Annotated in this window: 10 protein-coding genes; 5 read left to right on the forward strand and 5 right to left on the reverse strand. The window is 36.5% G+C overall.

Going from position 1 to position 14,535, the window contains the following annotated elements; translation table 11 throughout:
• Positions 1-23 precede the first annotated feature (23 nt).
• Positions 24-794, reverse strand: coding sequence for a Cof-type HAD-IIB family hydrolase (locus BFM98_RS09655; RefSeq protein ID WP_066037211.1), 771 nt, complete (start codon positions 792-794; stop codon positions 24-26).
• A gap of 436 nt (positions 795-1,230) precedes the next feature.
• Here BFM98_RS09655 and BFM98_RS09660 point away from each other — a divergent pair, with 436 nt between their 5' ends.
• The 3 genes from BFM98_RS09660 (at position 1,231) to BFM98_RS09670 (ending at position 4,188) form a co-directional block, all read left to right on the forward strand.
• Positions 1,231-1,440 (forward strand): DNA-dependent RNA polymerase subunit epsilon, encoded by a 210-nt coding sequence (locus BFM98_RS09660; protein WP_004224712.1) that lies wholly within the window; start codon positions 1,231-1,233, stop codon positions 1,438-1,440.
• Positions 1,441-1,445: 5 nt separating this feature from the next.
• Positions 1,446-3,113: a ribonuclease J1 gene (gene rnjA, locus BFM98_RS09665; RefSeq protein ID WP_004224711.1), complete on the forward strand. Its 1,668-nt coding sequence runs from the start codon at positions 1,446-1,448 to the stop codon at positions 3,111-3,113.
• A gap of 286 nt (positions 3,114-3,399) precedes the next feature.
• Positions 3,400-4,188 (forward strand): protein kinase domain-containing protein, encoded by a 789-nt coding sequence (locus BFM98_RS09670; protein ID WP_054549830.1) that lies wholly within the window; start codon positions 3,400-3,402, stop codon positions 4,186-4,188.
• 46 nt (positions 4,189-4,234) lie between these two features.
• Here BFM98_RS09670 and BFM98_RS09675 read toward each other — a convergent pair whose 3' ends face one another.
• Positions 4,235-5,068 carry a TetR/AcrR family transcriptional regulator gene (locus BFM98_RS09675; protein ID WP_004224709.1) on the reverse strand — a complete coding sequence of 278 codons (834 nt, stop codon included), beginning with the start codon at positions 5,066-5,068 and terminating at the stop codon, positions 4,235-4,237.
• A 99-nt stretch (positions 5,069-5,167) separates the two neighbouring features.
• On the opposite strand from BFM98_RS09675, the gene BFM98_RS09680 reads away from it, so the two are divergent.
• A complete protein-coding gene (locus BFM98_RS09680; protein ID WP_066037212.1) occupies positions 5,168-8,257 on the forward strand; it encodes an efflux RND transporter permease subunit in 3,090 nt (1,029 codons plus the stop codon).
• 59 nt (positions 8,258-8,316) lie between these two features.
• Here the strand turns inward: BFM98_RS09680 and BFM98_RS09685 are convergent, their stop codons facing one another.
• On the reverse strand, positions 8,317-9,885 hold the full coding sequence (locus BFM98_RS09685) for a glycoside hydrolase family 10-like protein (protein ID WP_054549828.1): 1,569 nt from the start codon (positions 9,883-9,885) through the stop codon (positions 8,317-8,319).
• A gap of 526 nt (positions 9,886-10,411) precedes the next feature.
• Here BFM98_RS09685 and BFM98_RS09690 point away from each other — a divergent pair.
• Positions 10,412-11,659, forward strand: a complete 1,248-nt coding sequence (locus BFM98_RS09690; protein ID WP_048391958.1) for an MFS transporter — start codon at positions 10,412-10,414, stop codon at positions 11,657-11,659.
• A 387-nt stretch (positions 11,660-12,046) separates the two neighbouring features.
• Here the strand turns inward: BFM98_RS09690 and BFM98_RS09695 are convergent, their stop codons facing one another.
• On the reverse strand, positions 12,047-12,754 hold the full coding sequence (locus tag BFM98_RS09695; RefSeq protein WP_048391959.1) for a response regulator: 708 nt from the start codon (positions 12,752-12,754) through the stop codon (positions 12,047-12,049).
• Positions 12,755-14,356, reverse strand: coding sequence for an ATP-binding protein (locus BFM98_RS09700; protein WP_054549826.1), 1,602 nt, complete (start codon positions 14,354-14,356; stop codon positions 12,755-12,757).
• Positions 14,357-14,535 lie beyond the last annotated feature (179 nt).

A 14,535-nucleotide genomic window follows, 5' to 3' on the forward strand; every position in this document is an offset into this window, starting at 1 on the left:
TCACAACTAGTTGTTTTTCATTTTTATATAATGGAGAGCTTACGCATTATTTTTGAGAGACCATCCTCGTCTACATGGTCTGCAATATGATGAGCGACTGCCTTCACTCGCTCATGGCCATTTCCCATAGCAACACTTGTCCCAACTGCCTGTAGCATCTCAATATCATTTATGCCATCGCCAAAAGCAAAGGCATCTTGTAAAGTGATGCCCATTTTTTCAAGCACCTTTTCAATACCAGCAGCCTTCGAACCTCCCTTTGGCAAAATATCACAAGAATAACGATGCCAACGTATAAATTGAACATTTGGGAATGTTTCATTATATAAAGGTTCATCTTTTTCTTCCATAAAAATAAGTGTTTGATATACATTGTTCTGCATATAATAAGATGAGTCTAATTCTGGATACGGATATTTAAGAGTATCTAAGCTTTCAGCTACCATACGATGATCGCCAACTGAGGCAATCATCCGTTTATCATCTAAAAACACTACCGGTTCGTTACGCGCCTCACCAAAGGCAATAATTTTAGCTAGTTCATCTTTCGCAATCCCATTTGTATAGACAACCTCACCTTTATAGACAACATATTGACCATTAAAGGTAACATACGTATCGATCTCTAATTCTTCTAGCAATGACTCAATCATAAATGGTGCTCGACCAGTAGCAATCGCCAATTCATAACCATTACGTCGTGCTGTCAAAAGTGCCTCTTTTGCAGATGAAGGTAACTTTTTTTCACTGTTATAGAGAGTACCATCGACATCAAAAAATAAAATTTTGTTCATTCTATTAACCCTTTCCATAAATATTATCCTTTCAAGCTAAATGACTTTACATAGACAATAATTTTAATTATAATGATCCTAAGGAGTGATGTGCCATGCTGAAGAAACTCAAACGAAAATTATTGAAGCAACTTCGCGGCGTACTCGGAAAAAAATCAATTGCCTAACATTTGCCCTTCATTATTTGAAGGGCTTTTCTTTATTTTAGAGGAAGTGCGTGATAATATAAAGGAAATGCATTTATTTGGCTATACGCAACCACTGTCTCACTACTTCCTATACAATTTTATAACATAGTGCACATCTGAAGCATTGAGATACAAGTATTACAAACGTACATTTCTTCAATAAAAGAAATTCGTTGTTTTCTTGTAGCACGTGTGTGGTAGTAGTCAAAGGTGCAAGAAAATTGTACGCAATTAAAGGAGAGCAAACTATGATTTACAAAGTTTATTATCAAGAAAATGCAAATGAGATTCCAGTTCGCGAAAATACTAAAAGTCTATACCTAGAAGCTACTTCAGAACGTGAAGTACGTGAAAAGCTAAAAGACCGAAACTATAACATCGAGTTCATTCAACTGCTTGAGGGTAACTACTTAGAGTACGAACAAGCAAGCCCGAACTTCGTCTTGGAGGAAATTTAACAAACATGAAGTTTGTTAAAAATGACCAAGCAGCTGTTTTCGCGCTCGGCGGACTGGGCGAAATCGGCAAAAACACTTATGGCGTTCAATTTCAAGATGAAATTATCTTAATTGACGCCGGTATAAAATTTCCAGAAGACGACTTACTCGGCATTGACTATGTTATTCCTGATTACACGTACTTAGTACGTAATGTCGATAAAATCAAAGGACTGTTTATTACCCATGGGCATGAGGATCATATTGGGGGTATTCCATACCTTTTGCGTCAAGTAAATATCCCTGTCTATGGCGGTAAGCTTGCACTTGGCTTATTACGTAATAAATTAGAAGAACATGGCTTGCTACGTACAACAAAACTCATTGAAATTAAAGAAGAGGATGTTATTAAATTCAGAAAAACATCTGTTAGCTTCTTTAGAACAACACATAGTATTCCTGATGCTTATGGAATTGTTGTTAAAACACCACCTGGTAATATCGTTCACACAGGTGACTTTAAATTTGACTTTACACCAGTGGGTGAACCAGCCAACCTAACAAAGATGGCTGAAATCGGACGTGATGGCGTGCTTTGCTTACTATCTGATAGTACTAACGCTGAAAAGCCTAATTTCACAATGTCAGAGCGCACAGTTGGAAAAAGTATCGACGAGATTTTCCGTAAGGTGGATAGCCGTATTATTTTTGCTACCTTTGCATCAAATATTCACCGTTTACAGCAAGCCACAGACGCAGCCGTAAAATACGGAAGAAAGATTGCTGTCTTTGGTCGCTCAATGGACAATGCTATTACGATTGGTCGTGAGCTAGGTTACATTACTGCTCCAAAGGATACATTTATTGATGCTCAAAGCATCAATCGACTTCCTGCAAACGAAGTGATGATTTTATGTACAGGCTCTCAAGGTGAACCAATGGCTGCCTTGTCACGTATTGCCAACGGGACACATCGTCAGATTCAAATACAGCCTGGCGATACAGTTATCTTTTCTTCTTCACCAGTACCAGGTAATACCGTGAGTGTTAATAAAATCATTAATTTATTGTTCCGTGCAGGTGCAGAAGTCATTCATGGTGCATTAAACAATATTCATACATCTGGTCACGGATCTCAAGAAGAACAAAAACTGATGCTTCGTTTAATGAAGCCTAAGTTCTTTATGCCTATCCATGGTGAATTCCGTATGTTAAAAATGCATACACATTTAGCTGAAGATTGCGATGTTCCACTAGACAATACATTTGTTATGGAAAATGGTGATGTTCTAGCACTAAGTGCCAATGAAGCACATGTAGCTGGCCGTATTCCTTCAGGAGATGTTTACATTGATGGCAATGGTATTGGCGATATCGGTAATATCGTGTTACGTGATCGCCGTATTCTTTCTGAAGAAGGTTTAGTGATTGTAGTTGTAAGTGTTGATATGGAAAACCAAAAAATTGTTTCTGGCCCTGACATCATCTCACGTGGATTTGTCTATATGCGTGAATCAGGTACGATGATCAATGAGGCACAAAAAATGCTAAACCGTCATCTGAATGAAACAATTCAAAGCAAGACTCCTCAATGGACAGAATTGAAGAATGAAATTACAGATGTTTTGGGACCTTATCTATTCGAAAAAACAAAACGCCGTCCAATGATCTTACCGATTATTATGGAGGTTTAACCTCGTAAAGAAACTATGTAAATTTTACATAGTTTCTTTTTTATTTTTGAAACCTCCTTTTTATTTTTGCGTATATAGTAATAACAACATCAAAAAGGAGCGTTTTTATGCTAGATAAAATTCTTCATTCCTTACTTAATAGTAAATCCAAACGCCATCATTCTTCATCAAGTAGCCGTAGCAGATATTCAAAGCGACATAATTATTATGGTCACAAGCATTATAAGCGTAGCTCTCGTAAAAGCTCACGCAGTTTTTTCAGCTCTATGAGTTTCTTTAGTAGCTAATGTGGTGGAAACGAATTTCCGAAAAAAGTTTTGACCAGGCTGTAGAACTTTACATAGCCGAACATCCCGATTTTTCTTTTAAAAAATTCCTTGGCTATGGCTCATATGGTCGTACGTATTTAATTGAAGATTGCTCGTCAGCAAGTCTATTTGTTTTAAAATGCTTGCGACCCAAACATCGTCACCACCAGAAAACCATTCATAAATTTCAACAAGAAATTCACATACTCCAGCAACTTTCACTACCCTATGTTCCTACCATCCATTCAGCAGGAACAATTTCAGACAGTCCATTTTTTATCATGGACTATGTCAATGGGCAAACTTTTGAGGAGCTTATTTTTCAGAATGGTGCCAAATTTACAATCGCTCAATCCCTTGCTATTACAAAGCAATTATTAGAGCAAATTGTACAGTTACACAATTATGGTATTGTACATCGCGATTTACGGATTCCGAATATATTGTTAGTAGGTCAGCAATTGCATATTATTGACTTTGGTCTAGCTACCACTTATCAAAAGCTAATCGATATCTCTACGATTGAAAATCCAAAACGTGCCGAAAATCATATTAGTGATCTTTATTTTGTCGGCCATTTTTTATTATTTTTACTATACTCAGACTACAAGCCAAGCAAGAAAAAAGAGAAAGCTTGGCAGCAGGAATTAAAATTACCAATCGAAGTCCAAGATTTTCTTGAGCGCCTATTATGGATTCAAGAACCCTTTGCAAGTGCGTTAGAGGCCTTGCAATCTATGCCTCCATCCATAGATAAAAACCATTAAAAATAGAATTGTTCACCGCCAAACGTGAACAATTCTATCCTAGAGTTCAAATATTAAAGTATTTTGCAGTTACATATGCAATCCAATGATACGCTGGGTCTAAACGTAGATTTTCAATTAGCCCCTTAATGATTGCTTTACCATAAGTAGGATTTTCTATTTCTTGCTTTAACAACTCAATGGATTCTTTTTCTATAGAATCCTCAGTATGATTTATATTTTGCTCCAATAATTGTAGTAAAGCATCTTTTGACACGTCTTCCTCACACGGCTTTGCAATAAACGGTACAAGATCTGCTGTAATAAATGGAATGGTTGTATGATGGGCAATAATATCTGTCTTTTCTGCTAAAGATTTAGCTAATTGCTCTAAATCAAGTGGCATATCTGAAAAAATAAAAAGCTCAGCATAGCTCTTCATAAATCCTTTTATGCAGTACATTACATCATATTTCATTTCTTTTAATTGATCCTGATAAAGCTGCTCAAGCATATAGAGAATTGATTTCGACATTTCTGCTTCATACGCTGTTATTTTATGAAATAGCTCTTTTTTTGTTAAAAAGACCTTTTCATTAAAGAATACACGTGCAGATGCAGAATGGTCTTTGAATGCTTGAAAAATACTTTTATAAAATTCAACCAAAACAGTTTCTTTGTTATACGTTCCTCTGACTACTTGGTCAACATCTGTAATAAACTGCTGTAAATAGTAATCAACCATAGATATAACAAGCTCATCTTTGGTTTTGAAGGATAAATAAAATGCACCTTTAGAAATCCCGCAGCGTTCTGTGATTTGTTGTACTGACGTAGCTTCAAAACCCTGTTCAGAAAACAGTTCTAACGCTTTCTCCATAATTAATTGCTTTTTTAACATATTTTTAACTCTCTCCTAATGCATTTCGTTGACAAATGACCGATTAGTCATTAGTATAAATAATTGAATTTAGATAGTCAATAAAGGGTAGGTGTGAAGGTGAAAGGTTTAGTTAATTTCGTATTAAAGAACAAATTGGCAGTGTGGTTATTAACAATTATCATCACTGTCTCTGGTATTTATTCGGGTACTAGGATGAAAATGGAATCGATACCCGATATTTCGATCCCGTATTTAATTGTCATGGGCGTATATCCTGGCGCAACGCCTGAACAAGTCATGAATGAACTTTCCATTCCGTTCGAAAAATCCATAGAAAGTTTAGAAGATGTGAAGGCTGTTTACTCAACTTCCTCTTCCAACGTAGCACAAGTTCAAGTGGAATACGACTATGGAATTGATATGGATGAGAAAAAACGTCAATTAGAAGCAGCTTTAGATAATCTTAAACTACCTGAAGGTGCTCAAGAGCCTACTATTATGGCAATCAGCATGAACATGATGCCCGTAGTCGCTTTATCTGTAAGTAGCTCTAAGGAAGATATTGTTGATTTAACTTCAACAGTAGAAGAAGTTTTACTGCCTAAAATCGAAAAGATTGATGGTGTTGCATCTGCTACCATCACAGGTCAGCATATTGAACAAGTATCGTTTAAATACGATGAAGAAAAAATGGCAGCACTTGGTTTAACAGAGGAAACTGTTAAACCAATGATTCAGGCAAGTGATATGTCACTGTCACTTGGTTTATATCAATTTACTGTCGGGGAACAAGCCGTTTCAGTAGATGGTAAGGTAAAATCAGTGGATGAACTGAAAGACTTATTAATTCCAGTTACACCTTCAGCTACAAATCCTTCACCTTTCGTTCGTCTAGGTGATATTGCAAAAATTGAAGTAGAAGGTAAAGTGCAATCTGTTTCACGTACAAATGGTCAAGATGCCATTGCTATTCAAATCGTAAAAGGCCAAGATGCGAATACGGTAACAGTTGTTAATGCAGTAAAAGACCTTATGAAGGATGAGGAAAAACGATTAGACGGCTTAAACGTAGAGATCTCTCTTGACCAAGGTGCCCCAATTGAAGATTCTGTATTTACAATGATCGAAAAAGCAGTCTTTGGCGGCGCAATTGCCGTATTAATCATTTTACTATTCTTACGTGATTTCAAATCAACGATTATTTCAATTATTTCTATCCCAGTTTCTATCTTCATGGCGTTACTCCTATTAAACTGGATGGATATTACATTAAACATCATGACCCTCGGCGCGATTACCGTCGCAATCGGTCGTGTTATCGATGACTCAATCGTAGTTGTAGAAAATATTTACCGACGAATTCACTTAAAACAAGAAAAACTTACAGGTCGTGCCCTAATTCGCGAAGCAACAATTGAAATGTTCAAACCAATTCTTTCTTCAACATTGGTAACGGTCGCTGTATTCGCTCCTCTTATTTTCGTAGGTGGTATGGTAGGCGAATTATTCATGCCATTTGCCCTTACAATGACATTTGCATTAGGTGCATCGTTATTAGTTGCGATCACAATCGTACCTGCTTTATCTCACTTCTTATTCCGTAAAAAGTTATACGGTGAGAAGACTGAAAGCCAACATAAAGAAGTTGGTAAACTTGCTACCTGGTACAAAGGTGTCTTAGAAAAAGTATTAAATCACAAAATTATTACATCTGTCCTTGCGATTCTTTTACTTGTTGGTTCTCTTGCATTAACACCACTTATTGGTTTTAGTTTTATGGGCTCACAAGAAGAAAAAGTTATGTACTTAACGTATACGCCTGCAACGGGAGAGCTGGCTGACGAAACGGCAGCAAATGTTGAAAAAGTAGAAAAAGAATTAATGAAACGTAAAGATGTTGATATTTTACAAGTTTCCATTACAGATGCGAAGAATGTCGATCCATCAGCAATGATGATGGGTGGAGGTGCTGGCGGTGCCTTAATGTACCTTATCTTTGATCCGGATATGGAAGACTTCCCTAAAGCTCGTGAAGAGGTTGAAGACTATGTATTTAACATCGGGCAATCAGGAGAATGGAAGTCTCAAAACTTCACTTCTATGTCGATGTCATCAAACGAAGTCAGCTATACACTGTATAGTGATGATTTAGATAAACTTCGAGATGCTGTGAAACAAGTAGAGGGTGCTCTAAAAGAAGTGGATGGCTTAGAAGATATTAAATCTGATAATGAAGATCCATACGTAGAGCATGTGCTAAAAGTTGAACAAAAAAATGTCCTTCAATACGGGTTAACGACAGCTCAAATCGTGATGGCATTAAATTCAAATACATCGCAAGAAGTATTAACTACCGTGAAAAACGATGGTAAAGATATCGATGTCATCGTTCAACGCGATGCTAAAGCAGCTGCGACTTCACTTGATGATGTCTTAGCCACTGAAATTAAAACAGCATTAGGTACAACAATGACTATCGGAGAATTAGTAGATGTTGAGGAAGGTACAACACTTAACTCATTATCTCGTTCAAAAGGTGAATATTTCGCAACAGTATCTGGTACGATTATCGGTGACGATATTTCAAAAGCCACTACTGCTGCTGATAAAAAAATTGATAAATTAGATTTACAAAAAGGTGTAACACTTGGTGTTGCTGGTGTTGCTGCAGATATGCAAGAAACATTCACTAAGCTTGGTATTGCGATGTTAGCAGCCATTGCCATTGTTTACTTCATTCTAGTGGTAACATTCGGAGAAGGTTTAGCTCCATTCGCTATTCTTTTCTCACTACCATTCGCAGTAATTGGTGCATTTATTGGTTTATTCGTTACAGGGCAGACTATTTCTGTATCTGTCATGATGGGTCTATTGATGTTGATTGGTATCGTCGTAACAAATGCCATCGTATTAGTTGACCGTATCATTCATATGGAACATGATGGTCTTGCCATGCGTGAAGCGATCCTTGAAGCAGGAGCAACACGTTTACGTCCTATCCTGATGACAGCCATCGCTACAATTGGTGCTATGATTCCAATGGCACTTGGTACTGGCGGTAGTGGGTTAATTTCCAAAGACTTAGCTATTACTGTAATTGGCGGTTTATTATCTTCTACCCTATTAACACTCGTTGTTGTACCAATTGTTTATGAAATGCTATCTAAAATGTTAAAGAAAAACCGTAAAGATATTGAAGAAAATTAATAAAAAAACAACCACTCATGCAATCTTTACGTGAGTGGTTATTTTTTATCCTAAGCTTTTTATTGATTTTCTATTACTACAAAAACTTCCTTGCTTTCCACACCTGTATTTGATACAGCCTTAATGCCGTATGTATAGCTATGCTTAGCAAGAGCTGACTTGTCCACAAATTTAGTGAATCCATCCATATTATAAACAACATCCACTATATTTCGAGGGTCATCATAAGAGCCTTCTTTGTTTCCTGTAAAACGATAAATGACATACTTGCGTGGTTGTGTTTCATTTTCGTCTATAATCTCTATCTTACGACCTGCCGCTTCCTTTGTCACTTGCACAAAAGTCGGCACGTTCGGCACTGTGTCATCATCCCAAGTTGTTTCTGGTGTCAGTGCTGTATAATTATATAATTGTTGACTAACAATCGTTGCATAGCCTAGTTTATTGTTTTGAAAGCTTCTTAAGGAGAAATGCATTTGCCCCTCAGCCGCTACCTTTTCCGAACGATTCGCTAGTATTTGACTAGGTAGCTCCATTTTATTTTTCCATGCTGCATCACTATCATTGCCAACTTTGTAATCAGCAAGCCCAATGTATAGATGCACAGGGTGTGTTGTTGCGTAGGTTTGCACTTCATGGCTCCACCAATCTAACAGCGTTCCATATTTCGCAACAGATAATGTTCTTGACCAATAAATTTGTGGTGTAATGTAATCAATTGTGCCATTTTGAATCCATGTTCTGACGTCTGCATATAAATCATCGTAATTATTAACACCAGCCCTTGTATCGCTTCCTGTTTTATCTAGCGATTTATTGCGCCATACACCAAATGGTGAAATACCAAATTGGACATATGGCTTTGTGTCTTTAATGGCCGTGTAAAGATTTTCTACAAGACGGTTGACATTATCTCGTCGCCAATCCTCCACCTTTTTAAAGGAAGCACCATAGTTTTTAAAAGCTGCTTGATCTGGAAAAACTTCATTAGCAACTTTATATGGATAAAAATAATCATCCATATGCACTGCGTCAATATCATAATTAGCTACTAGCTCTCTTACTACTTCAACTAAATAGTCTTGTACTTCTGGTAAACCAGGATTTAAATAATATTGCTTACCGTATTTGATAACCCAATTTGGATGTGTTCTAGCCACATTATCAGCAGCAAGGTCTGTTAGTTTTTGTCCAGACATTGTTACACGATAAGGATTCATCCATGCATGCAGCTCCATACCCCGTTTATGACTTTCCTCTATCATGATCGCAAGAGGATCGTAGCCTGGATTCGTGCCTTGCTTTTTGCCTGTTATGTAAGATGACCATGGCGCTAGATCAGAGGCATACATTGCATCATTTGTTGGTCTTACTTGATAAATAACAGTATTAAATTTATTGGCTTTTAGTTGATCCAAAGTTTGGCGTGTCCAAGCCGTGTACTGCTCCTTCGTCATACCTGCTTTCATATCAAGATTAAGAACGGTTGAAATCCAGACAGCCCTCATCTCCCTTTTTGGCTGTGTCGTGCTTGCCATGGCAGTCTTTGTAGGGATTGTCGATAGGCATAACACAAAAATCATCGCGACTAAAGTTAAGATCTTCCATTTACTATTTTTCTTTCTCATATTTCCTCTATTTGCTATTTTTCTATTTTAGTATATGACAAGTACTCGCTATATGCACGTCTCCGAAGCAACTTTATTGGAATCAATGATAAGTTTCATCTCTAACAAACGTTCCCGATAGTTTCAAAATATGTATAAAAAAACTACTGAAAAGACAATGAATAGTACTTTTCCTTTAAAGAAATCGATAAATATAGATGCATGGCGTTTCATTTTATGAGATTCATTTCACAATTTCCAAATTTTTAAATTCAACCTAGTTTTTGCTTAATTCATTCTTTACGCATCGATGAACTTTATGCTACAATCAACACAACTTATAGAACGGAGGGTATTCCAAATGACAGCTTCAATTAGACTACGATTTCACCTTATTAATTAAATATGTGTACACTTTTCCTGCTGTGCAAGGGAAATGGAATTAGGTCTAGTCTGTTTTAGGAATACTGGAAAAGAGGGGACTTCTACTCCCCTCTTTTTTTGTGTTGTCTTTTACTTTCCACACAGGCACTACTGTTAGAAAGGGATGACGAAATTGGAACATTGGAAACGTAACACAATACTTTTTTTAAGTAGTCAAACGATTTCACTTTTTGGCTCTGCTCTTGTGCAATATGCCATTACATGGTATATCACACTTACAACACAATCAGGCAGCATGATGACCATCGCGATCATTTGCGGCTTTTTACCAACCTTCTTCTTAGCACCTATTGCTGGTGTCTGGGCAGATCGCTATAACCGTAAATGGCTTATTATTTTAGCAGATGGAATGATTGCCTTATCTACGCTAATTCTAGCTATTTTATTTTTAATCGGCTATGATGAGCTCTGGCTACTATTTGTTATATCAGCCGTACGCGCAGTTGGTGCAGGTATTCAAACACCAGCAGTGGGCGCAATTTTGCCACAATTTGTGCCTGAAGAGCATTTAATGAAGGTCAATGGTGCAAATAGTAGTATTCAAGCCTTCATCATGATTCTTGCACCTATGGCAAGTGGTGCATTATTAACGATGGCTTCTATTGAATCCATTTTCTTTATTGATGTGACAACAGCGGCTATTGCCATCGCTATCTTCTTATTATTTCTGCATATCCCTGCACATGCAAAAGCTAATCAGCCACAAACAACAGGCTATTTTAGTGATATGAAACAAGGCTTCATCTATATTAAAGAGCATGCTTTCTTGAAACAATTATTCTTGTTCTTTGCCTTTTTCATGCTGCTTGCTGCACCTGCTGCCTTTTTAACGCCTTTACAAGTTACACGAACTTTTGGCAATGATGTATGGCGTTTGACTGCCATCGAAATGGCCTTTGCCATTGGGATGTTAATCGGTGGTATCGCAATCGCAACATGGGGTGGCTTTAAAAATAAAGTGCATACGATGACATTATCTGCTTTGTTATTTGGTCTTTGTACAATGGCTCTCGGCGTCATTCCTATTTTTTGGTTGTACCTCGGAATCATGGCCATTACTGGCATAGCCATGCCAATCTTTAATACACCTGCAACGGTGTTATTACAAGAAAAAGTGGAAAGTGACTATATGGGAAGAGTATTTGGCATTCTTAGTATGATATCTACCTCTATGATGCCTTTAGGAATGCTAATTTTCGGGCCAATAGCTGATATTATTGCTATTGAGTGGCTACTCATCGGTACAGGATTATTACTCTTCATCCAAGGATTTTTCCTTCTGGGCAGTAAAGTCTTATTAAAAGCTGGTAAACCTACTGCTGAGCATGTTGACTCGCTAGAAAAAAAGTGAAGATTTTATTTCAAGAAAATTGTTAATAAAAAAAATAACATTTAAATTTAGCCTCTACACAATCTCAAACGAATCTTGACGTTAAAAAAGCCTTGCTTTATGCAGGGCTTTTTCCGTCTTTATTTATGTCTTGGGAATAATTTTTTGTGCTTTAGCATCTTGCTTCCCACAATATCTGAATTATAATTATTTAAAATTTAAATGGTCATGAAGATCTCTTCCAATACGCAACAACTTTGGTATCCAAAAAATTTAGATGTTGCCCTTAAAGGAATTTAAAGATATGTATTAGGAAATAGGACGCTTAGAATTTATCTGTACATTTTTCACCATAACTTATTAAAATACGGACTTTAATCTAATTGAACTAAAATAAATCTATTATCATTAAATATAATAACGATGAATAGGACGTCCTACGTTTCCATATTGTATATCTACTTTTAATAGTTTCTGCTTTTCTAAAAAGTCTAGATAGCGTCTAGCTGTAACACGTGCTGTACCTATATAAGCTGATACCTCCTCAGCTGATACTGCCTCGCCACTTTTTTTTATATATGCAAGTACCTTATCTAAGGTAGCTCGATTAAACCCTTTTGGGAGTTCTTCTATAAGAATGGCATCCATTCCTGTTGTTTCTACTACAATTTGTTCAGGAAGACGCTGTTGCATTAAATGATCGACATCATGCTGAGTTAAATCTTGCATGCCGCTTATTTTCCTTCTATAGCTTTGATAATTTTTTAAAGTCTGCTCAATCCGCTCAAACGTAAAGGGCTTCATAATATAATCATAGACACCTAAGTGTAATATTCGCTGCACAGTGGGCATATCATTCGCAGCTGTTACAGCAATAACATCAACATGAAGATGCTCTTCTCGTATTTTCCCTAACGTAATAATGCCATCCTGCTCTGGCATAAAAATGTCCATAAAGACAAGCTCTGGGGTTAATTGTTTAATTTTTTGAATTCCTTCAATTCCATTGCTAGCATAGCCAACTAATGAAAAACCTTTGATTTGTTCAATAAATTGTCTGTTCACTTCTCGTACCATTGGATCATCTTCAATCAATAAGACATTTATTACATCCATCTATACTTCTCCTAACTCAAATAAAATTAAGAAACTTGTTCCTTTCATAAATTCACTTGTTACTTCAATATCTCCATTGCCTTTTCTTACAATTTCATAGACTAAATGCAAGCCAATGCCTCGATTTTCACTAGCCTTTGACGAAAATCCATTTTCAAACATACGCTCCTGCACCTCTTTGGTCATGCCAATCCCGTTATCGGTAACTGCAATTGCTAAGACGCCATCATGCTCGTCTACAGAGATGGCTACATATTTATCTTCCTTAGAAAGTACATTTAATGCCTCAAAAGCATTTTCAATTAAATTGCCAAACAACACAACAAAATCATGATGATCTAATAGAGGTGGAAAGCGTTTAAAATGACTTTTCCGATCAATTTCAACCTCGATACCCAGTTCTTTTCCATAACTTACTTTACTTAATAACAAACCTGAAATATTTTCATTATGAAAGCGTTCATTTAAAAACTTCGTTAATGAGGCTTCATTTTCAGTAGTAACAGTAACATATTCAAGTGCTTGCTTTGTATGTCCCAATTGCAGTAGTCCCGCAATCGTATGAATCTTATTTTTATGCTCATGGGTTTGTACACGTAATGCTTGAACAAAGGCCTTTACACCTGTTACTTCCTCCGCAAGCTTTTTCACAGCTGTTAAATCTTTAAACATAGCAACTGCACCAACTAGCTCTCCATTCACAATAATAGGTACACGATTACTTAAGATACTATGATGATTAATGTAAAGCTCTTGATCATAAACAGGTGTTGCTGTTTCAACAATTTCAGGCAGACGGGTATCAGGCAAAACGTCATAAATCTTTTGTCCAATACAGTCCTCTATTTTCCTAGTAACACCTAAAATATCGGCCGCTTTTTCATTAAAAATAGTGATATTCATTTCCTTATCTACCGCTATTATTCCCTCATGCATGGCATTAAAGGTTTCTGTTCTTTCCACATACATTTTTGCAATTTCATGAGGTTCAAGCCCAAACATTTGTTTTTTTATATGTCGTCCTAGTGTATAGGCACCGAAAATACTGAAAATCAGTGATATAACAATAGTTATCATAATTTCTCGCTCATAACTTTGTAACATTTCCAGAAAATCTGGTAATGAATAGCCAACGACTACAATGCCCACTTGTTCCCTTTTATCATTAATAATTGGCACGAAAGCCCGTATCATAACACCCGATTCTCCACGTGCCTTTGATACATAATAATGTTCACTAAATGCGGCGTTTAAATCCTGCGACTCACTGCGTTTTCCTATTTCCTTACTTACTGGGTGTGATAGTTTAATACGCTCCATATTCATTACAACAATATACTCGGCCTTATGAATCACTCTAATGCCATCTACAATTTTATTAATATTTTTTGCAGATTCTTTTATATTGGCATTTTCCAGATGTACACTAAGCTCTGGTACATTTGATACAGTTCTTGCCACAAGCATTGCTCGCTGTCCAAAATCTTTTTCCTGTTCAGATAATAGGTTACCGAGTAAAAAAATACCACCTAGTAAAAAGGAGAGTGCAATGATTAAAAATGTCACTAACAGTATTTTGCCGTTCACAGGCATTTTCATCATTAAAAAATTCCTTCCTTTCAAATTTGCATTCTCATAATCAGTGGCACACATATTTAGTTTTAAGATTATCTGCAAAAAAATCTTTTGACAACATATTTAGTCGATATAAGTAGCAGAAAATATTGAATTTAATGAACAATATTATAAACTGAAAATTTAAAAAGAACTTAATTATCACT

The organism is Lysinibacillus sp. AR18-8 (assembly GCF_001705465.1).
Classification (GTDB): domain Bacteria; phylum Bacillota; class Bacilli; order Bacillales_A; family Planococcaceae; genus Lysinibacillus; species Lysinibacillus capsici.

What these genes read in the sequence shown, in the direction of transcription:
- BFM98_RS09660 (WP_004224712.1), top strand. Translation starts at nt 1,231, where the DNA reads ATGATTTACAAAGTTTATTATCAAGAAAATGCAAATGAGATTCCAGTT.
- BFM98_RS09655 (WP_066037211.1), bottom strand. Translation starts at nt 794, where the DNA reads ATGAACAAAATTTTATTTTTTGATGTCGATGGTACTCTCTATAACAGT.
- BFM98_RS09695 (WP_048391959.1), bottom strand. Translation starts at nt 12,754, where the DNA reads ATGGATGTAATAAATGTCTTATTGATTGAAGATGATCCAATGGTACGA.
- BFM98_RS09685 (WP_054549828.1), bottom strand. Translation starts at nt 9,885, where the DNA reads ATGAGAAAGAAAAATAGTAAATGGAAGATCTTAACTTTAGTCGCGATG.
- rnjA (WP_004224711.1), top strand. Translation starts at nt 1,446, where the DNA reads ATGAAGTTTGTTAAAAATGACCAAGCAGCTGTTTTCGCGCTCGGCGGA.
- BFM98_RS09690 (WP_048391958.1), top strand. Translation starts at nt 10,412, where the DNA reads ATGACGAAATTGGAACATTGGAAACGTAACACAATACTTTTTTTAAGT.
- BFM98_RS09700 (WP_054549826.1), bottom strand. Translation starts at nt 14,356, where the DNA reads ATGATGAAAATGCCTGTGAACGGCAAAATACTGTTAGTGACATTTTTA.
- BFM98_RS09670 (WP_054549830.1), top strand. Translation starts at nt 3,400, where the DNA reads ATGTGGTGGAAACGAATTTCCGAAAAAAGTTTTGACCAGGCTGTAGAA.
- BFM98_RS09675 (WP_004224709.1), bottom strand. Translation starts at nt 5,068, where the DNA reads ATGTTAAAAAAGCAATTAATTATGGAGAAAGCGTTAGAACTGTTTTCT.